This is a genomic window from Shewanella halotolerans, assembly GCF_019457535.1.
Lineage (GTDB): Bacteria > Pseudomonadota > Gammaproteobacteria > Enterobacterales > Shewanellaceae > Shewanella > Shewanella halotolerans.
This window is the reverse complement of record NZ_CP080417.1, coordinates 2,299,192-2,318,154: the sequence shown is the minus strand read 5'-3', so window position 1 is coordinate 2,318,154 and position 18,963 is coordinate 2,299,192. Positions and strand designations below refer to the sequence as shown.

Below are 18,963 nucleotides of genomic sequence, written 5' to 3'. Positions count from 1 at the left end.
GAATGAGATTTAAATGGTGTTGCCCGGGTTATACTTAACCAAGCAAGCCGTGACAAGTAAGCCCCAAGTTTTTAATAGGTTATCCAATGACACTTCCTCCCCATGCGGTACATCAGCGCTACCAATATCGAAAGGCGATCTCTACCCGACCCTATAATGCCCGGGGGAAAAACCTTGAGCGCTGTGAGGCCTGCCTGCTGGCTCAGCGCTACTGCACCTGCGATACCCGCGCGCTGTTGCAATCCGAGGTTAGTTTTTTGCTGGTGATGTATGACGATGAGGTGTTAAAACCCAGTAATTCCGGGCGCTTAATTGCCGACCTGATCCCCGATACCCATGCCTATATCTGGGATCGCACCCGGACTAATCGCAAGCTCCTGGCGTTACTCGACTCGAGCGAATATCAACCTTATCTGGTTTTCCCCAGCGAATATGCCATGCCATCTCAGGCCGTAGTGCCCGATGTAGCGCTTAAAACGCGCTTAGCCTCGGAAACCAAACGCCCGCTGTTTGTGTTACTCGATGGCAGCTGGCGTGAGGCGATCAAGATGTTTAACAAGAGTGAATATCTGCACCATCTGCCCATGCTGTCGTTTGCACCGGATGCCGCAGCGCGATATGGCCTGCGTAAGGGGAGCCGTGAATTTCAGCTCGGTACCGCCGAGGTAGCTAGTCTGGTGCTTAGCGCAGCCGCAGAGCCTGAGAATGCAGCCAGTCTATCGGCCTGGTTCTCGCTGTTTATCGAATCATCCCTCTATAGCCGCAGCCGTAAGAGTCCTAAAGATCTGGCGCCACTCGACAGTTTGAAAGACGCTTTCCTAGAGACTTTAAAGTAAACATTAAAGTAGAGCCTTAAAGTCACAAGCTTGTCTGGTTTTTGCGCTAAGGGGAATATTCTCATATAGTGAAATAAGGGGCTATATCCGAGCTTGGGTGTTTTTGAATCGGGGTTATTCGATATAGGCTTGCTCAAAAGGGTGTAGGCATCAAACAAAATAAGGAGTAGCTATGTTAAATATACCTCTACATAGAAACTTGCGCATAAGTGGGCATAGTTTCTCTTCGGGCGGCTACTCACTCTTGTTCGGAATCTTTCTCTTAATGGGCTGTGGTACGCCAAGTCAAATTGATTACAGTTCAAATCAGGCTATTACTCTCGATACCGTGAGCTACAACAGGTATCAAGCCATCTATTTTTGCAAACAAAATCGCTGGGCGTTTTGCCAAAGTTGGGGCGAGCTAAGTGCTACACGACTCGCCTAAGGTTTGAGTCCTGAAATTTAGTTAGCGCAGCTCAGCGGTTCAAGATAGGTGTTTTGCATCTCAGAATAACTATCTCAATTGTGCTTACTGACACGCTTACTGTATCTGCGGGCTGAGCCAGAGAAGCAACTAGATGCGAGGGGGCATTTGCCTATTTAACTTGTTAACTTGCCGACTTATTCGCTATTGAGACAACTCGCTAGCCAACTGACAAATGCCCCCTACGGACTAATCTTTGTAGATCACACCATCCTTCATAACGAAACTCACCCGTTCCATCAAAGAGATATCCGCTAAAGGATCGCCATCCACGGCAATGATGTCGGCATAGAAGCCTGGCTTGAGCTGACCGAGTTTGTCTTCTTGCTGGATCAACGCCGCACTGTTGACCGTCGCGGCCTGCAGCGCCTGGGCTGGCGTCATCCCAAAGGTAACCATACGCGAAAATTGTTTGCCATTGTCACCATGGGGATAGATTGCCGCATCCGAGCCAAACACCATCTTGGCCCCGGCTAAGGTGGCACGCCTGAAACTATCACGCTGGGCCTTAGAGACCTGTTTCTCTTTCTCTATGTTGGCCTGAGGAACACCATTGGCTTCGCCAAAGGCCAGGGTATATTCGGTATTGTAGATATCGCAGGACAGGTAGGTTCCGGCTTTAACCGCCATCTTAATCGCTTCCTCATCCATAAAGCTGCAGTGTTCAATGCTATCTATGCCGGCGCGAATAGCGGCCTTGATGCCACTGGTGCCGTGGGCATGGGCGGCAATAACTAAACCGCGGCGATGGGCCTCGTCGGCCGCCGCGGCCAGTTCTTGCTCGCTATATTGCTGCACGCCAACCTTGGTCCCCTTTGAGAAAACGCCGCCGGTAGCGCAGATCTTAATGGCATTGGCGCCATATTTGATATTTTCGCGCACCTTCTGTCTGACAGCCCAGGGGCCATCGGCGACACCTGCTGCGACGCTATGCGCCTCTGGCGCGGCAAAGTTATCGTCACAATGGCCTCCAGTGATACTGAGCGCATGGCCAACGGCCCAGATCCTGGGCCCGGGGATCTCACCAGCGTCTATGGCATCGCGCGTAGCGATAACTGAGTAGCCAGAGGCGCCTAAGTCCCGCACAGTGGTAAAACCTGCCATCAGGGTATTACGGGCATTCTTAACTGCCTTCACCGTCTGTCTCGGAATGGAGTAATTCATCGATTCGAGAAAGTTATCCTCGGCATCGCTGGAGAGATGCACATGCATATCCATGACTCCAGGTAGCAGATACTTATCCTTAAGGTCGACCACCCGATAATCGCCTTGTTTAGCCACACGGCCTTGATGGCCGACCGAGACTATCTGATTGCCGCGTACCACTATGGCTGCATCTTCGATAGTCTTTCCCTTAGCGACGTCCACATAGCCTTTAGCAAGTAGCAAGGTGTCTTGCTCTTGTGCTTGAGTTTGGGTCTGAGCTTGGGTCTCTGCTTGGACTTGAGCTTGAGCATAGTTTGGCAGTACTACCGCTAAGGCCAGCGCAAGTGTGCTCAAAGGTTTGGTTAGGGCAAGCAGGGACAAAGATGCTCCTTGCTGAGAATCATCAAAGGGGCGCTGCGACATTATAGGTTTTCCTTATTGTTATTAATGGGTAACGCAAGAACCATCTTAAGTCATATTAAAGCGAATAGACGAGTAAGTTTTAACGTCAGTGCACTTTAGCCGTTAACTTTGCTTAGAGGCGAACACCTGCTGCCAAAATTTGGCACCTAAGGAGCTGATAACCCGTGACTCGCCGTTGAGCAAGATGGCGATCCCAAGATCCAGCTCTGGCGAGTAGGCCATCTCGGTCACATAACCTGCGACCCAACCCGCGTGATAGATCAGCCGATGGCCGTTAAACTGGTAGATGCGCCAGCCCTTGCCATAGTGAGCATCGTCAAGATAGGGTTTCCAATCGCGGCGACGCAACTCCTTAGTGGTGCGAACCCCTGGGGTAGTGATATCTTCGAGCACCTGAGGCGAGAGCACCTTAGGTTTATGTCCCATGTTGGCCATCAGCCATTTGGCCATATCCTTGATACTGGCATTGACTCCAGCCGCTGGTGCGAGCTGATAATAGTTAGGTTTCACCTTAACTTGTTTAAATCCATGTTTCGTCTTGATATGAGGCTCGGCCCGATTGCTGGTATGAGTAAAGGCCTCATAGCCGATAGAGGCCGTCTTCATGGCAAGTGGGACGAAGATACGCTTGTCGATCAACTCTTCATAGGGTTGTCCGCTTTCCTGTTCGATCGCCTGCTCGATAAATGAGAAGGCGACGTTTTGATAGCTGTAACAGACGCCCGGCGGGCAGATAGGGGTCAGCTCGGCAAATTTGGGAATGATCTTGTTTAACTTAACATTGGCATTAACCAAGTTATCGTAGCTATTTGGCATCAGGCCCGTGCTTTGGCCTATCACATGGCCCAGGGTGATCGCCTGACTATCGGCAGGCTTCGCCAGGGAAAAGTCAGGAAGGTATTGATTGATAGGTTGTTGCCAGCTGAGTTTATGTTCGTGCACCAATTGACTGGCCAGCGCCCCGGCAAAGGTTTTTGAGACGGATGCCAGGCGAAACACAGTGTCGGCATTGATCTTCTTGCTACCGCCTTGATGGCGTTTACCATAGGTATCCAGAGTAACTATGTTGTCGCCCTGGACTATCACAAAGGCGCCGCCGGGCACCTTAACCCGTTCAAGACTCTGTTTGAACGTCTTGGAAAACTCATCACCCAATGCCTTATAGCTAAGTGGTTGAGCATGAGTTGTTTGCAGGAAGAAAAGGGTACTGCAAAGAGTCAGTATTGAAAAAAGCGGCTTGGGAGACATGGAACACTAAACACCCGTTGTTATGATTATTGTCGCTTTGCCTGGGCTCGTAAAAGCTGGCTCGAACTCTTTATACTAGCCGCGTCTCCCTTAAGATGTAAGTCATCGACTCGCTTATTGCGGCCCATAACGGTTAATGTTCGTACATTAGCACGACATACGCCGAAATATTGTCCATCTAAAACCATCAAAATATCTACTAGATATTATGTACTGCCATTAGATAGGCCAATTCTGCCACGTTACTCACTTGCATCTTCTGCATTACTTTCTGGCGATGAAGTTCAACGGTTCGTTGGGCCACATTTAGTTCAGCTGCGACGACTTTATTAAGCTTACCGGCTAATACGCAGGACATCACCTGCTGCTCCCTCGGGGTCAATAAGGCCAGGCGCTGAATAATACGCTGCTTGAGCTGCTGTTGTGTAAAAGCATCCTCAGTCGCTTCGCTAGCCTTTTTCAATAAACTTATTAGCCTGTCGCCATCGGCGGGCTTCTCCAAAAAATCTAAGGCACCTTCTTGTATCGCCTGGACTGCCATAGAGATGGTGCCGTGACCCGTTAACATGATGATACTAAGAGGACTCTCATGTTGGCGAATTCGCCTTAGTAGTTCGAGTCCATCTATTCCCGGCATCTGGATATCTAAGATAGCCACGCCAGGTTGTTTAAGGTCGACCTTTGCCAAAAAACTATCTGCGTTTAAAAAGGTTTCAGGCGTATAGCCCATTCCCTCAAGCATCCAATTGAGGGAATCTAATACATCTTGATCGTCATCGACTAAATAGAGCCTACTCATCTTGTTTCCTTTAAGGGGAGGGTCAAAATAATGGTTAACCCGGTGTTGAATCGGGGAAAGTGTTCACCGAGATCACGCATTATGATTTCTGTCTCGGGGAAAGCTTGATTGTTAAAGGCTTGGATCTTGCCACCATGTTCCTCGACGATACGCTTGCACACCACCATACCCAGACCCAAACCATTAGCCTTTGAGGTTTCAAAAGGAAAAAATAAGCGCTTAAGTGCGGCTTCGCTCAGGCCTGTACCAGCATCGCTGAAGGTGATGATAGCATTCGTCGAGTCGTTGCTAACACCTATTGCCAACTGTGGGACGGGGCTGGTTTCCATAGCATCTAAGGCGTTACGTAACAAATTGACAAACACCTGCTGCATTAGACTGGCATCCACATTTACCGTAAGCGGCCAGAGAAACAACCTTGGCTTCAGATTTATACGATTGAAATCTGGTTGCATCAGGTTGAGGGTATCTTCGATTAGCTCTTTCAGATCACATGCTTGATAGACGCTGGGTTGCTGGCAGAACTGGCGAAAGCGCTTTACGGTATTTTGCGCACGATCGACCTGTTGCAACATCTTGGTTAATGCCTGCTTTAATTCGGATTGGCTATCGCCGAGTCGATAGATGCTTCCTTGTGCTAAATATCGGATGCCAGCCAGTGGTTGATTGACCTCGTGGGCAATGCCAGACGCCATCTCTCCCGTCAACAGGATACGTTGGGCACGATAAAACTGTTTCTGCTGTTCGAACAGCGCCTTTTGGGTGTTCTCATGCTGGGTCATCTCATCACTCAACGCCTGGGTGCGTTTAATGACCAGGCGTTTTACTCTGAGGTGATGAAAGTAGCCCAAGAGTAAGATGATGGTGATAACTAGCGCCCAGGGGATGGCCTTCTCGACCAGGCGCTGCCAGTTTGTGACAAACGGCCATCGCTCCAAGCGCATAAGCAAATTAAATACCTGGCTATCTTCTACCGGAACAGACCAATAACGGTAGCGCCCTAGTTTTGCCTCTGGATCCTGCTCAGTAATATCGAGCAGAGCACGGACAATTTGCCGGGCTATTTGATGTTCAGTATTCCCTAGTTTGGAGAAGGCATAACCAGGGTAAAGGGAACCTGACGTCTGACAATTAAACCCAGGGTGAACCTGAGACAACAACACATGAAGTTGACCTTCTTCAAGCCTACCCGATGCGATTGCCGACTCGAGTACGCAGCTAGGCAATATGGCGACATCAGCACTGTCCCTTAGTATGTGATCGAGCAACTTATCCTGGGGAAAGCCGACAAAATCGAGGTGTTCAAGATCCTTAAAAGGACTGATCCCCTGATTGATTAGTTCGCCGGCGAAGATTTGAAAGCCACCGAAGGCATTGGGATCGGAAGAAATTAACTCAAGCTGTTTAAGATCTTCTAGATTATTGATCTCAATGGTATTTTTGGCAATTATCGCCGTTCCAACGGCTTGCTCCGGGTTAGCATGTATAGTTGGAACAAGGGTAAGTAGGTGGCTGACGCCATAGTCTTTTTTAAGAGCTACAGTGATCAGCGCATTGCCTATGATGAAGTCTAGAGCATCCTTTGAGACTCTTTCTACCAGCTCATCCGGCCTAAGGGGGACTAAGACTAACTCGATGCCTGTTTGCGCCGACACCCTAGCTAGAGACGGTGCCCAGCGTCGATAAACCGTATCGGGATCGGCAAAGGCAAGGGCGCCAACGGTATATTTTCGCCTCTCATCATTGCTATCTTGGCGAGTGTCAGCGCTCGCTAGTGCAAGATCAGCATGGCAGATAAACCCGATGAACAGGAGAGCAGCACTCAGGACAATGCGCCAAGCTTGCAGTGGTCTCTTTAGGCTATAGGTATTTTCTCGTCTAAGGTTAACAGGACACTTTGTCTCTAAACTGCCAATTGACCAGGGGGATTTCATAGGCTCATCTTGAGGGTAAACGCTAGGCTAATTATGACTCATTATTTTATGAAATCTTAATAACTTGTTCGGCTATGGTGATCTTGTCCACAACAGATATAAACTTGCGGAAAACCACTATAGCTATTTAAAATAAACTTGGCTTATTTATCAGCGCCTATATCATCTTATCTTGTATTTATTAAACCCTGTCGACCTTACTTTATCACCCTGTTTATTCAAATACCAAACGGCTTCTATCCAAGGACGTTCATTTACATATCCAAGCCCTTGTTCAACTGGCATTAAAAATAACATGGTCGAGATGATATCGGCATATATATGGTAATTCGACATTATTACGGTAACCGCAACACCTTCTGTTTCTGGATAGAGGGTATTAGGGTCGATAATATGATGATACTGCTTGCCATTGACCTTGAAATATCTTAAGTAGTTACCGCTGCTAACCACAGTAAGGTTTTCACCAGCGATGATCTCGTGATAAAGCCCTTGCTGGGTCTGGCACTTCTCTAGTGTATATTCACTCTGTTTGCAAACAGGGTCTTCTATCGCGGTAATAAAGTTGCGACCACTGGGATGTTGTCCGTAGTGCCGAATGTTTCCACCTGCATTGATCACAAATCGAGTCGCACCATCACGCCTAAGTTGATCAAAGAGTTTTTCTACCATCCAGCCTTTGGCAACCCCTCCAAGGTCTATGCCCATCCCTTTGGCCATAGTGATAGTGTTGTGCTGTCTGTCTAATATGATGTTATTTATGTCGACCTGTTCCGCAGCATGCTGCAAGGACTGCTCGCTCGGCAATTCGCAGGCCTCACGGTTTTTCAGGCACCTAAAACGTTTCTCTCGCCAGAGATCGATGACAGGCAAAAGCGCCACATTAAAGTAGCCCTGGCTCTCCTTATGCCAATCGATAGAGTTCGCTATTAATTCAGTGAGTTGTGGGTCGATATTATGGGTGCTTGTGGGTGCTTGGTTTATCGTCTTGACGTTAGTGACATGGGGGTAGGTGGCATAGTTTGATGCGAGATAGTGGTAATCCTGTATCACAGACAAGGCGTTACACAGTGTCGCCTCGGTCTGTTCATTGGCCGCTTGATAGAGGGTAATGCTGATGGAGGTACCAAAATAGTTCAAGGTTGTCAGCGTGATGCGATCTTTCTCTGTATTAATGATCGCATTATCATCGCAGAGATAAAATTGGGCCAATACCTCCGACGAATACTTCTCTTTCGCCAAACGAAAGTGCTGTTTTTCGCTAGCTATGACATGTTTGGTCGTGACACATAGTAGTGAAACTGCAAGGAAAATTAGTAATAGAGTCTTTTTCATAAATTTATATAAAAATTGGTGGTTAATTAATTATCAGCCTCTAAAGACTTTGGATAAATCATATTTTCATTGTTTTGTTAACCAGCTCAAAATTATTAATCTCAGTTCCTTAAACTGCGGTTTTCCGTAGTTGCCGCCATTTATTCAATGCTTATGCTGGTAATTAACTTCATGCAGTACAGGTAATAATATAATGGCTAAGTCCAACAAATTTAAAAAAAGTTTTATCGTTTCAACGATAGGTTTAGCGACGCTTACGGCCCTGGGGTGTGCCTCTCAGTCTACACATGGAAAGTATGTGGATGGTGTTCATCAGGTTCAGGCAAAGGGGAAGAAGAGCCAAATTGTGCTAGAGGTAAAGGTGGAGCAAGGCAAGATAGTCGACATCAAGACTAAGTCCCACAAGGAAACCGAGTCCCTTTATCTAAACGCCGAGCGTCTACTGCCTGCTATCGTTAAAAATAATGGCCACGAAGGGATAGACGCAGTATCTGGAGCGACTTACTCGTCAAACGGTATCCTAAAGGCAGTCAATGCTTTACCACGTAGCAGTGGCATTCAGCCAGAGTATGTTGCCGTAGGGTCGAAAGATAAACAGGGCAGCGATGACTTTAAGCTGAAGTGGTCGATTCAACCTAAATTAGGCTTGCTGGTCGGTGACTACTATTTTGAGGAGGCTAGATTCCGTCAAGGTCACATGGGGAGCATGACCATAGTGACCGATAGTCAGGATAAAAATGACGTTATCTTAGCTGAGTTTAATGAAAGTGGTCGTCCTAACTACTATACGCGCCTGTATCAAGATGTGCCTAAACGTATGTCTGAGTACAACTTCTCTATGGGTAAGAAGAAGGGCACGGCATGGGTACAGTCGGCCCTGACGATGGAAAAGCTTATGGTGGAACAAAATAAGCTAACCTTCGAGCCCAACCCCAATCACGATCCTAAGTTAGCCAATAAGCTAAAAGAACCTAATCGCCTTAAATATTTAGGCATAGATATTGTTGCCGGTGCTTCAAACAGCATTCAACAATCTATGATCCCGTTAACCGCAAAGATTCATCATCGTATTCATACAGATGGCAGTTCGTTGAAATTCTATCAGCTAGCCGAGAAGGTTCTCGACGAGAAGGGACAATGGACTGGGATAACGGCCATGTTACGTATCGTGGTCGATCCTAGCACTAGGCAGATCGTCAAGGCCCATTTCGATGAGATCTTCGCCGATGAAAAGGAGCAGATTCAAGATGCTTCGCTGAAGAAGTTTTATCGCCAATCTAAATATGACTCTATTCACTATTCAGAACCGGCGCGCATAGGTTTCAACGTTATGATCGATGCGTTAAATACACACCTTCAGGACGGTGGCTCGCTATTTGATATCAATGATCTGCCAGCGACTGGCGATACCGGTAACTATGCCGCCACCGGCTTTACCAAACGCTCAAGTTCTTGGGACCTCTACCTAGCCCAAGCCGAGAAGCTCTACCAGAAGATGCGCCAAGATGGCGTGATAGCCGAGCATAAGCATCCTGCTTCTAAATAACAATACATAGTCCAAAAGAGATGATGATCATGAAAACTTTCACATTAACATTATTAGCCGGTAGCCTGTTTGTCGCACCTCAGGTCATAGCCGAAGAAGTTGTCGATTTTTATGGCCGACTCGATTACTCGGTAACTCATTCCGATAGTGGTAGTGCAACTCATAGCGGTAAAAACGGTACTATTCTCGAAAACAACTTCAGCCGTATAGGGGTAAAAGGCCAGACTGCACTGAGCGCAGATTGGTCATTATTTTACAAAGTTGAGGTTGGGGTGAATGGCGCTTCTCAAGATAAAAGCAACAATCCTTTTTCTGCCCGTCCGACTTTTATTGGCTTTAAACATTCAAAGGCTGGCCAGTTAGCGATCGGGCGCATCGATCCTGTGTTCAAAATGAGTAAAGGTTTTGCCGATGCGTTTGACAACTATAGTCTAAAGCATGATCGGCTAATGCCTGGTGATAAGCGTCACGGTGACTCGTTAGAGTACAATAGTCCTAAGTGGAACAAGTTGCAATTGGGTGTTAGTTACCTGATGGAGGACAATTACTTTAACGACTCTGATCTACGTAAAGATAACGGTAACTATCAAGTTGCGGTAACCTATGCTGACAAGTTTTTTAAAGCTAGTGACTTTTATTTTGGCGTCGCCTATTCAGACGGTATCGAAGACATTAAAGCAACCCGTTTAGTGGGTCATATTAAGTTCGATAAACTGAAGCTAGGCACCATAATTCAGCAAACTGAACTCGTTAACCCGACTAAAACACATTATCAAGAGCGTGATGGTGTCGGTTACATCGTAAGTGCAACCTATCAGATTGAACAACTATTGTTGAAAGCTCAATACGGTAGCGATGATTCGGGTACGGGAAAAATTGCAGGTCGCGTATATGATGTACTCGGCGAGTCAGTTGCTGCTGTACCTGAGGTGTCTCAGTGGGCAGTTGGCGCAGAGTACCGTTTATCTAAGTCTGCTCGTATCCATACTGAGATAGGTCAATTTGATGTTAAGCAGTATGAAGACTTTGATGACACAGTCATGAGCTTAGGTTTACGTTACGATTTCTAGTTTATAGCTCACGCAAAATTCTCCCCCGGCGCAAGGATGCGCCATTATCGACCCTCCTGGTTTATTTTCCCTTCAATGCTCAGCGGCCTTGCTGATGCTTATCAAAAGTCGCTATTATAATCGGCTGACTAAAATGAAAAGCAATAATAACAAGGACTCACATGCAAATTGAAAACAGCGAGCGTTTACGCTTTGAATTAGTCACACAAGAAGACGCACTGTTACTGTTTGATCTTAACCAAGATCCTGAAGTGATGCGTTACATCAATGGTGGCAAGCCTTCAACCATGGCCGAGATTGAGGACTATTTCATCCCGCGGATCCAAGGCTTTACCAATAGCGAAAACGGCTGGGGTCTGTGGAAAGTCACCACGTTAGCCAGTGAATCGGAACTTGGCGATACCTTTATCGGTTGGATCCTGGTGCGGCCGATGGATTTCTATACCGATGAGCCAAAGCATTCGGATCTCGAGGTGGGCTGGCGTTTTGCGCAAGTGAGTTGGGGAAAGGGCTACGCCACAGAGGCTGCCAAGGCGGTTTGTCACGCGCTAGTTAAGCAGTCTAGTGGTAATGGCAAGGCAATCACTCATTTCAGCGCCATCGCAGACCCGGATAATAAGGGGTCAATCAATATCATGACCAAGCTTGGCATGGAGTATATTAAAAATACTAGCGTCGATACCCCGGAAGGCGAGGTCGAGGTGGTGTTATACCGCATGGCGGTTTAACGCAAGCTAACTTATGGGCTGCAAGGTTTAGCACCTTAAACCTAAGAGCAAGGGCATTTTCAGCTAGGCTATCCATAAATAACGTTTATTTAGCTCCTACTGGGGCGTTACATTTATCTTGAACCCCTGCATTAGACTAGCGTCTAACCAATTAAAGGCAGGGGAGTAATGTAAATTGATTTTCCTTTTGGTAAAATGCCGCAAAATTTACTGTGAGAGTTAATTATGCCAATGTACGTTGTGGGTCATAAGATCCCAGATTCAGATTCAATTTGTGGTGCGATTGCACTGGCTTACCTTAAAAACCAGATCGGTGAAGAAGCCATTGCCGCAAGACTGGGTGAGCCATCACCAGAGACCGCCTTTATCCTGGAACGCTTTGGTTTTGAAGCCCCGCTGTATAAAGAGCACTACGCCGGTGAGCAGGTTTACATCGTTGATCACTCTGAGCTGACCCAGGCACCGGACGATATTGCCGAGGCCACTATTGTCGGTATCGTCGATCACCACAAACTGGGTGACCTGACGACCTCTACACCGCTTGAGTGTTGGATCCGTCCTGTGGGCTGTAGTAACACAGTGATCAAGATGATGTACGATTTCTACAATGTCGAGATCCCGAAAGATATCGCCGGCATCATGATGTGCGCCATCCTGAGCGACACAGTGATCTTCAAGTCGCCAACTTGCACCACAGCCGATATCAAGTGTGTCGAAGCTCTGGCTGAGATCGCCGGCATAGAAGACTACAAGGCGCTTGGTATGGAGATGTTCAAGGTTAAGTCGGCTGTCGAAGGCACGCCGGTTCGCGATCTTGTGATGCGTGACTTTAAAGACTTCAACATGAACGGGAACCTGGTCGGTATTGGTCAGCTTGAAGTTATCGATCTATCAGTATTCGATAAGGTTAAGGCTGAACTCGAAGCCGATATCGCGGCGCTTAAGGCTGAAGGCAATCGCCACAGCGTGCTTTTGCTGCTGACCGATATCATGAAAGAAGGCTCTGAGATGCTGGTCGTGTCTGATGATGCTGACCTCACCGAGCGCGCCTATGGTAAGGCAACCGAAAACGGTCGCGTATGGTTAGATGGCGTACTCAGCCGTAAGAAGCAGGTGGTTCCGCCGCTGCAAGAAGCCTTCGCTTAATAACATCAGTTTAAAAGCATTAGCCTAGTCGCTTCACGATAAAGCAAATTAAAAAAGCCGGTTAAATACCGGCTTTTTTATTGGCTAATGATTTGGGTTCTAGTCTCAAATCGGCACTTAAACCTTAATCCTCAAACCCTAACAATTTTTCCTTAAATCTTCGCTCTTAAACCTTAGCCTTTTGAGTGCGCTTCACATGATCCCTCAGTTTCTGCAATCTGGCATCGGCCATGGCGTAGAGGCTGTCCTTCGGATAATCTTCGAACTCAAAATCACGTTCACCAGCCAGAATACCCGTTAAGATCTCAACCGCTTCATTGACATGATCGATCGCCCAGATGGAGAACTCTCCCTTGCTCACGGCGTCGACGATATCGGCTCTAAGCATCAGATTTTGCACATTGGTGCGCGGAATGATCACCCCTTGGCCCTTATGACGACCCTTGATCTTACAGACATCAAAGAAGCCCTCGATCTTCTCATTCACGCCGCCGATGGGCTGTGCCTGACCAAACTGGTTCATCGAACCTGTGATGGCAACATCCTGGCGTAGTGGCACCTTGGCAAAGGCGGAGACGATGGCGCACAGTTCCGCCATTGAGGCGCTATCACCGTCGACACCCGAATAGTTTTGTTCGAAGGTGAGGTGAGTGGTTAGCGGTATCTTATCCGTCTGACCGAAAATCGTCGCGAGATACGCCGTTAGAATCATCACCCCCTTGGAGTGGATCTGCCCGCCAAGTTCTACCTTGCGCTCGATATCAAACACGGCGCCTTCACCGAGTGAGACACTGGCGGTGATACGGCTGGGGGCACCGAACTGATGGTCCGAGGTCGCCACCACAGACAGAGCATTGATCTGACCAACCACACTGTCTTGGGTATCGATGAGCGTTGTGCCATTGATGAAGCTTTGCATCACATGATCACGCAGGCGACAGACCCTGAGCTCATGATTATGCAGTGCTTGCTCAACATGGCCTGCTCGGATCATATTCGACTTACTCGTCCTGGCCACATAATTAGATTCCCGCAGCAGGTTGGCAATATCCGCCGAATGCAGGGACAACTTATTTTGCGCATCGGCCTGGCGCGCACTGAACTCTATGACACGTTTTATGGCGCCGCGGTCGCAGTGCAGCATCTTGTTGCCCACCACTATGCTAGAGATAAATTTCGCGTACTGCACCTCAGAGGCATCGGTACGTGGCATCTCATCTTCAAAGTCGGCGGTGACTCGGAATAGCTCTTTAAATTCAGGATCATAATGTTGCAGCAGCTGATAGGTCTGATAGTCGCCAAACAAAATGATCTTCACATCTAATGGGATGGCCTCGGGGTCCAGCGAGATGGTACCCGATAGCGTCACCTCGCGCTCTAATGAGCTGAGACTCAACTTACGAGAGCGCAGGGCGCGCTTCAAGCCGTCCCATACGTAGGGCTGCTCCAACACCTTGATGGCGTCAATCATCAGCACGCCGCCGTTAGCCTTATGCAGGCTGCCAGGACGGATTAGTGAGAAATCAGAAAAGATGGTGCCCTTATAGGTAGCGTTTTCTATATAGCCGAAGATGTTGTGATAGTTAGGGCTCTCCTCAATCACTATGGGCATGGGGATATCGGCATGATTAACTAACACATTGACCTGATAGCGCCTCGGCATCTTCTTAGCCAGGGAGGCGTAGGAGAGGGCGATCTGCTCCTCATTTTGCTCAAGGAAGATATCCAGATTATCTAAGATATCTTTGTGCATCTCATTAAGATGGGCCTTCACCTCGGGATATTGCGCGTAACGCTCCTTTAGGGAGTCAAGCAGATGCACCAAGACTTCCTGAGCCACCTGCTCATCATGCTTCTGCTGCTTGTCCGAATAACTCTCTTCCCAGGCGGTAAACTTGCGTACCACTTCCCTAAGCTTAGATTCGAGGGACCCGATATTTTTTTCGAGCTTCGCCTGTTCTTTACTGCTTAGCTCGGCGAAACTCGATTCGGTATGTGGCTCCTCACCATTCATGGCGACCAGCTCGTAGCTGCCTTGTGGGTTGATGGACAGGCTGATCTGCTTGGCGGCCGCTTCTTTGGTTATCTGCCCCAGCGCCGATTCTTGCTTCTCGGCGAGCTGTGTCTTTAGTTTCTCGGCCCGCGAATAGTAAAGCTCGTTGTCAAAGGCCAACGGCAGGGCCTTAACCAGGCGCTTCATCAAGTTTTCGATATCAGCCTTGAAGGCCTGGGCCTGACCACGAGGTAGTTTAAGCACCTTAGGCGTGCGGGCATCGTCGAAATTCACCACATAGCACCAATCGAAGAGTTGGTGATGCCCATTTGGGTCATATCTGTCCAGGTAACGCATTACCATAGTACGTTTACCCAGACCATTTCGGCCGATGGCGTAGATGTTGTAGCCCTTATCTTTCATCGACATGGCAAATTCTACCGCCTGTTGGGCGCGTTCCTGGCCGACAATTTCGTTGAGCGGCGTCAGCTGTTTAGTCGATTTAATGCTGGGATCGAGTAGGGCAAGTGTGGAAGAACGATATAGCTTGTCACTGGCAAGAGGAGAAATGGACATAGGCGAGTGCCCTCATATGACAAATGTTAACCCCAGTGTAGGCAGCTCATTTTTCAATTTACAATCATTTTTTATGTTGAAAGAGGTATTTAGGCGCGCCAATTGAATTGTTCGCTCAATATCTGTACAAATCGTTAACGCTTTCGAAGTAAAGCGGCTCAAGATGATTATTTTGACGATTCAGGACCACAAAAACGAGTCGATAAATCCCGCAGCGCCGAGATAACTTGTTAATATAGCACTCGTAGTTAACACAACTATACTCTTGTTAGGTACAGGGAACGTCAATTTAAACAAGAAGAGACCCTAAATATGCCGTATGATGCGCCCAATCTACATCCAGATCTGCTCCAATGTCTGGCCAGTGACAGTTATCTGTTGCAACTGACATTGGATACCTTACCTGTGCCTATCTTCTATAAAGATAAGGCAGGCGTTTATCTGGGCTGCAACAAGGCATTTGAATCCTTCATCAAGCTCACCCGGGAAGAATTAATTGGTAAGAGCGTTTATGAACTGTTCGACGAAGAGCTCGCCGAAGTCTACCAACGCGCCGACCAGGCGTTATTCGACAATCCTGGCGTGCAGATCTATGAGAAACAGATAAAGACCCGTGAAGGTGATTCTGTCTTTGTGCGTTTTCATAAGACAAGTTTTAACGACAATCGTGGTGAGGTGGCCGGCCTCATCGGTGTGATATTCGATATCACTGAGTTAAAGGCCCTGGAAGCCCAGCTGACACACCATGCTATCTATGACGACCTCACGCAGTTTTATAACCGCCGCGAGGGTATCGCCATTGGCGAGCGTCTGCATCATGCCTGTAGTCAGCAGCAGGGAGAACTGGGCGTCATCCTTATCGATGTCGATTATTTCAAGTTGATCAACGACACCTACGGCCACATGGTCGGCGATGATGCACTGCGCCATATTGCCGCGACCTTAAAGCAACAGCAGGATCCCGAAGATGTGCTGATGCGCTGGGGCGGCGAAGAGTTTGTCGTCTTGGTTAATCGTCCCTTTGGCACAGACCAAGACTTCGAGACTTATCTCGAGGCCCGTGCGCAGGTCTATTGTGATGCTATAAGAGAAAATCGATTTCAGATCGGTGATGACGCGCTGCAGATCACTTTTAGCTGTGGCCTAAGCGCGTTCGAGCCGGGTAAGAGCCTGACGCAGATGCTACACGATGCAGATGCTGCGCTTTATAGGGCAAAGGATGCTGGTCGCGATAATGTAAGCTGGTAGTTGGCTGACTTGGTAGGTTGTTATTTTAACGTAAAAGTTGCTAACGTTGCTTCAGGCTAATACTCGTTCTGCCCCATTTAAGCGTCTCATGGCTTGTAAATCTTACGACGCTAATTTAAGAGTCTCTTGGTAGTACTGATATTTTGTTAACCTATATTTTGGTAACACTGATATTTTGGCGTTTTCAGCCTGACCAGGTTGTCACGCTTAATTAATTATTTCATAATATTCAGCACTTTATTTGCATTTGTTTATCTAGCGCCTATTTTATCTTTGAGCGGATATGTCATTTTAGGCAATCAATAAGTCACTTTGTGCAAACCCACCTCTGCTGTGATTCCTATACTGAATCGTAAGTCGGGAGGGCAGATACTTGAACGTATTTTCTCTCCTGCTACCGATAACGAGTACGGAGTAAAGCAGATGAACCGAGTTACCTTTCCAAATACCAATGGCCTAGATATCACCCTAGCTGGGCTAATCAATTTCCCTGCAGATTTTGATGAGAATAAAACCTATCCAGCGATCGTCGTTTCTCATCCTGGCGGTGGTGTAAAAGAACAGACTGCGGGCACTTACGCTAAAAAACTGGCCGAAAACGGTTTTATCGCTATCGCGTATGATGCTTCTTACCAGGGCGAAAGTACTGGTGAACCCCGTCAGCTGGAAAACCCACATGTGCGCACCGAAGATGTTAGCGCTGTAATTGATTATCTTACAACGCTGAACTATGTAGACAACGATCGCATTGGAGCCATGGGCATTTGTGCGGGCGCAGGTTACACAGCTAATGCAGCAATAAACGATCGCCGCATTAAGGCGGTCGGTACCGTGAGTATGGTTAATATCGGTCAGATGTTCCGCAACGGCTGGGATAACAATGTTAAGGATAGCGATGCTCTGCCATACATAGAGGCAGGCTCTGGTGCCAGAACGTCAGATGCCAGCGGCGCAGAAATCGCCACCATTCCAATGGCCCCGTTAAAAGAAGAAGACGCACCTAACGAAGAACTCCGCCAAGCCTGGGAATACTACCACACCGATCGCGCAGCTTATTGCACTGCGCCGGGCTTTGCGACAGCACGCAGTTTGACGCAAATCATTACCTACGATGCGTTCTTCAAGGCGGAGGCCTTTTTGACTCAACCGCTGCTTACCGTTGTCGGTAGTGATGCCGGCAGTAAGTGGATGAGTGATGACTTGATGGCGCGCGCTGCTAGTAGCGACAAACAAATGTATGTCGTTGACGGCGCGAATCACATGGATCTCTATGATGGTGAGTCCCCAATTGCCGAAGCTATCGGTGTGCTAGCACCATTCTTCCAGCGCACGCTGTAACCACGCGCCAAAGTATTAACCAATAGAAAGGCTTAGTGCTACTAGGCCTTTCTATCAGATAAGGTTTTAATTATGAACATCCGAAAAGTGACATTCAGAAATGCAGATATGGCCTGGGATATGGCGGCACTCATTCTGTTGCCGGAAGGCTTTGACGAGTCAAAACGCTACCCAACTATGGTCAGTGTCCATCCATTTGGTAGCTGTAAAGAGCAAACATCCAGTGCCGTGTACGGTAAAGCGCTGGCTGAGCTGGGGTACGTGGTGATCGCTTTTGACGCCAGTTTTCAGGGCGAATCTGGCGGATCACCTCGCTACGTAGAAGACCCAAGCCAACGGGTAGAAGACATCAGCCGTGTGATCGACTATGCCGTTAGTTTACCTTATGTCGACGAAGACAGAATCGGTGGTCTTGGTATCTGTGGTGGCGGCGCTTATATCTTCAGCTCCGCTCTGACGGAAAAGCGTTTGAAGGCGGTTGTTGGTATCACCCCGGTAAACTTAGGACGTCTATTCCGAGAAGGATTCAGCCAGTACAATCCAATCGGAGCTCTAGAAGCTATGGCCACCCAGCGTACTGCTGAAGCGAGGGGCGCAGAGCTACAGGTCAATGAGCTTCTGCCGCCGAGTCCTGAGTTTGCAAAACAAAATGGAATGACCGAACGCGACCTGTTCGAAGCCACAGATTACTATAAAACACCTAGAGGGCAAGCCGAGGGCGGGGCAACGCGTATGTTGTTCTCTCATGCGCAAAAAACGCTGAGTTGGGATGCTTTCGCCTTTGCGGAAACCCTGATGACGCAACCAATGATGGCAGTTGTCGGTCAAAAAGTAGGTGCATTTGGCGCGTATCGTGACGGACACGAGATCTATGGCCGCTCAATTGTGTCCAAAGACCGCCAGTTGGTCGAATTGCAAGATTGGTCCCACTACGATCTGTATGACCATCCGCAAGCGGTGAGTCTGGCAATGGAAAAAATTGGTCCTTTCCTGAGCCAACACCTCTAACCAACACCTCTAACCAACACCGCTAACCAAAGAGGTGAACGTGTCCTGAACGCTGACGAGGGCACGTTCTCTTTTTACAAGGCAGCGGGTTTGCGCTAAGGCATATTGGCTTTAGCGATAAAT

General features: G+C 48.0%; 14 protein-coding genes. 8 read left to right on the top strand and 6 right to left on the bottom strand.

The features are described from left to right. Positions 1-86 precede the first annotated feature (86 nt). Positions 87-836 carry a tRNA-uridine aminocarboxypropyltransferase gene (locus K0H81_RS09900; RefSeq protein ID WP_220060750.1) on the top strand — a complete coding sequence of 250 codons (750 nt, stop codon included), beginning with the start codon at positions 87-89 and terminating at the stop codon, positions 834-836. Between the two features lie 655 nt (positions 837-1,491). Here the strand turns inward: K0H81_RS09900 and K0H81_RS09895 are convergent. From K0H81_RS09895 to K0H81_RS09875, 5 genes are all read right to left on the bottom strand, one after another. Beyond that, positions 1,492-2,871, bottom strand: a complete 1,380-nt coding sequence (locus tag K0H81_RS09895; protein ID WP_258406431.1) for a Xaa-Pro dipeptidase — start codon at positions 2,869-2,871, stop codon at positions 1,492-1,494. Positions 2,872-2,973: 102 nt separating this feature from the next. Continuing rightward, positions 2,974-4,026 carry a serine hydrolase domain-containing protein gene (locus K0H81_RS09890; RefSeq protein WP_350354841.1) on the bottom strand — a complete coding sequence of 351 codons (1,053 nt, stop codon included), beginning with the start codon at positions 4,024-4,026 and terminating at the stop codon, positions 2,974-2,976. A 292-nt stretch (positions 4,027-4,318) separates the two neighbouring features. Continuing rightward, the gene (locus K0H81_RS09885) at positions 4,319-4,918 is read right to left on the bottom strand and encodes a response regulator transcription factor (protein ID WP_220060748.1); all 600 of its coding nucleotides are present in this window, start codon (positions 4,916-4,918) and stop codon (positions 4,319-4,321) included. Beyond that, positions 4,915-6,852, bottom strand: a complete 1,938-nt coding sequence (locus K0H81_RS09880; protein WP_220060747.1) for a sensor histidine kinase — start codon at positions 6,850-6,852, stop codon at positions 4,915-4,917. Before K0H81_RS09880 ends, K0H81_RS09885 begins: the two co-directional genes overlap by 4 nt. Positions 6,853-7,014: 162 nt before the next feature. Continuing rightward, a complete protein-coding gene (locus tag K0H81_RS09875) occupies positions 7,015-8,187 on the bottom strand; it encodes an FAD:protein FMN transferase (RefSeq protein WP_220060746.1) in 1,173 nt (390 codons plus the stop codon). Between the two features lie 298 nt (positions 8,188-8,485). Here K0H81_RS09875 and K0H81_RS09870 point away from each other — a divergent pair, with 298 nt between their 5' ends. The 4 genes from K0H81_RS09870 (at position 8,486) to K0H81_RS09855 (ending at position 12,677) form a co-directional block, all read left to right on the top strand. Further along, the gene (locus K0H81_RS09870; RefSeq protein ID WP_258406430.1) at positions 8,486-9,733 is read left to right on the top strand and encodes an FMN-binding protein; all 1,248 of its coding nucleotides are present in this window, start codon (positions 8,486-8,488) and stop codon (positions 9,731-9,733) included. Between the two features lie 29 nt (positions 9,734-9,762). After that, positions 9,763-10,803 carry a porin gene (locus K0H81_RS09865; RefSeq protein ID WP_350354839.1) on the top strand — a complete coding sequence of 347 codons (1,041 nt, stop codon included), beginning with the start codon at positions 9,763-9,765 and terminating at the stop codon, positions 10,801-10,803. A gap of 161 nt (positions 10,804-10,964) precedes the next feature. Continuing rightward, entirely contained in the window at positions 10,965-11,531 is a 567-nt protein-coding gene (locus K0H81_RS09860; protein ID WP_220060743.1) for a GNAT family N-acetyltransferase, read from the top strand. 225 nt (positions 11,532-11,756) lie between these two features. Beyond that, complete coding sequence (locus K0H81_RS09855) at positions 11,757-12,677, top strand: manganese-dependent inorganic pyrophosphatase (RefSeq protein WP_144199304.1); 921 nt, start codon at positions 11,757-11,759, stop codon at positions 12,675-12,677. Positions 12,678-12,843: 166 nt separating this feature from the next. On the opposite strand, the gene K0H81_RS09850 is transcribed toward K0H81_RS09855, so the two are convergent. Then, on the bottom strand, positions 12,844-15,246 hold the full coding sequence (locus tag K0H81_RS09850; RefSeq protein WP_220060742.1) for a Lon protease family protein: 2,403 nt from the start codon (positions 15,244-15,246) through the stop codon (positions 12,844-12,846). Between the two features lie 312 nt (positions 15,247-15,558). Here K0H81_RS09850 and K0H81_RS09845 point away from each other — a divergent pair, with 312 nt between their 5' ends. The 3 genes from K0H81_RS09845 to K0H81_RS09835 all read left to right on the top strand — a co-directional run bounded on the left by K0H81_RS09845 (position 15,559) and on the right by K0H81_RS09835 (position 18,840). Next, positions 15,559-16,494, top strand: a complete 936-nt coding sequence (locus K0H81_RS09845; RefSeq protein WP_220060741.1) for a GGDEF domain-containing protein — start codon at positions 15,559-15,561, stop codon at positions 16,492-16,494. Between the two features lie 423 nt (positions 16,495-16,917). Continuing rightward, positions 16,918-17,832, top strand: coding sequence for an alpha/beta hydrolase (locus tag K0H81_RS09840; RefSeq protein WP_220060740.1), 915 nt, complete (start codon positions 16,918-16,920; stop codon positions 17,830-17,832). Between the two features lie 72 nt (positions 17,833-17,904). Further along, positions 17,905-18,840 (top strand): alpha/beta hydrolase, encoded by a 936-nt coding sequence (locus K0H81_RS09835; RefSeq protein ID WP_220060739.1) that lies wholly within the window; start codon positions 17,905-17,907, stop codon positions 18,838-18,840. Positions 18,841-18,963 lie beyond the last annotated feature (123 nt).

Excerpts from the sequence above, each read along its gene's own strand:
- K0H81_RS09900 (WP_220060750.1), top strand. The coding sequence starts at position 87 with ATGACACTTCCTCCCCATGCGGTACATCAGCGCTACCAATATCGAAAG.
- K0H81_RS09895 (WP_258406431.1), bottom strand. The coding sequence starts at position 2,871 with ATGTCGCAGCGCCCCTTTGATGATTCTCAGCAAGGAGCATCTTTGTCC.
- K0H81_RS09885 (WP_220060748.1), bottom strand. The coding sequence starts at position 4,918 with ATGAGTAGGCTCTATTTAGTCGATGACGATCAAGATGTATTAGATTCC.
- K0H81_RS09880 (WP_220060747.1), bottom strand. The coding sequence starts at position 6,852 with ATGAAATCCCCCTGGTCAATTGGCAGTTTAGAGACAAAGTGTCCTGTT.
- K0H81_RS09875 (WP_220060746.1), bottom strand. The coding sequence starts at position 8,187 with ATGAAAAAGACTCTATTACTAATTTTCCTTGCAGTTTCACTACTATGT.
- K0H81_RS09865 (WP_350354839.1), top strand. The coding sequence starts at position 9,763 with ATGAAAACTTTCACATTAACATTATTAGCCGGTAGCCTGTTTGTCGCA.
- K0H81_RS09860 (WP_220060743.1), top strand. The coding sequence starts at position 10,965 with ATGCAAATTGAAAACAGCGAGCGTTTACGCTTTGAATTAGTCACACAA.
- K0H81_RS09855 (WP_144199304.1), top strand. The coding sequence starts at position 11,757 with ATGCCAATGTACGTTGTGGGTCATAAGATCCCAGATTCAGATTCAATT.
- K0H81_RS09850 (WP_220060742.1), bottom strand. The coding sequence starts at position 15,246 with ATGTCCATTTCTCCTCTTGCCAGTGACAAGCTATATCGTTCTTCCACA.
- K0H81_RS09845 (WP_220060741.1), top strand. The coding sequence starts at position 15,559 with ATGCCGTATGATGCGCCCAATCTACATCCAGATCTGCTCCAATGTCTG.
- K0H81_RS09840 (WP_220060740.1), top strand. The coding sequence starts at position 16,918 with ATGAACCGAGTTACCTTTCCAAATACCAATGGCCTAGATATCACCCTA.
- K0H81_RS09835 (WP_220060739.1), top strand. The coding sequence starts at position 17,905 with ATGAACATCCGAAAAGTGACATTCAGAAATGCAGATATGGCCTGGGAT.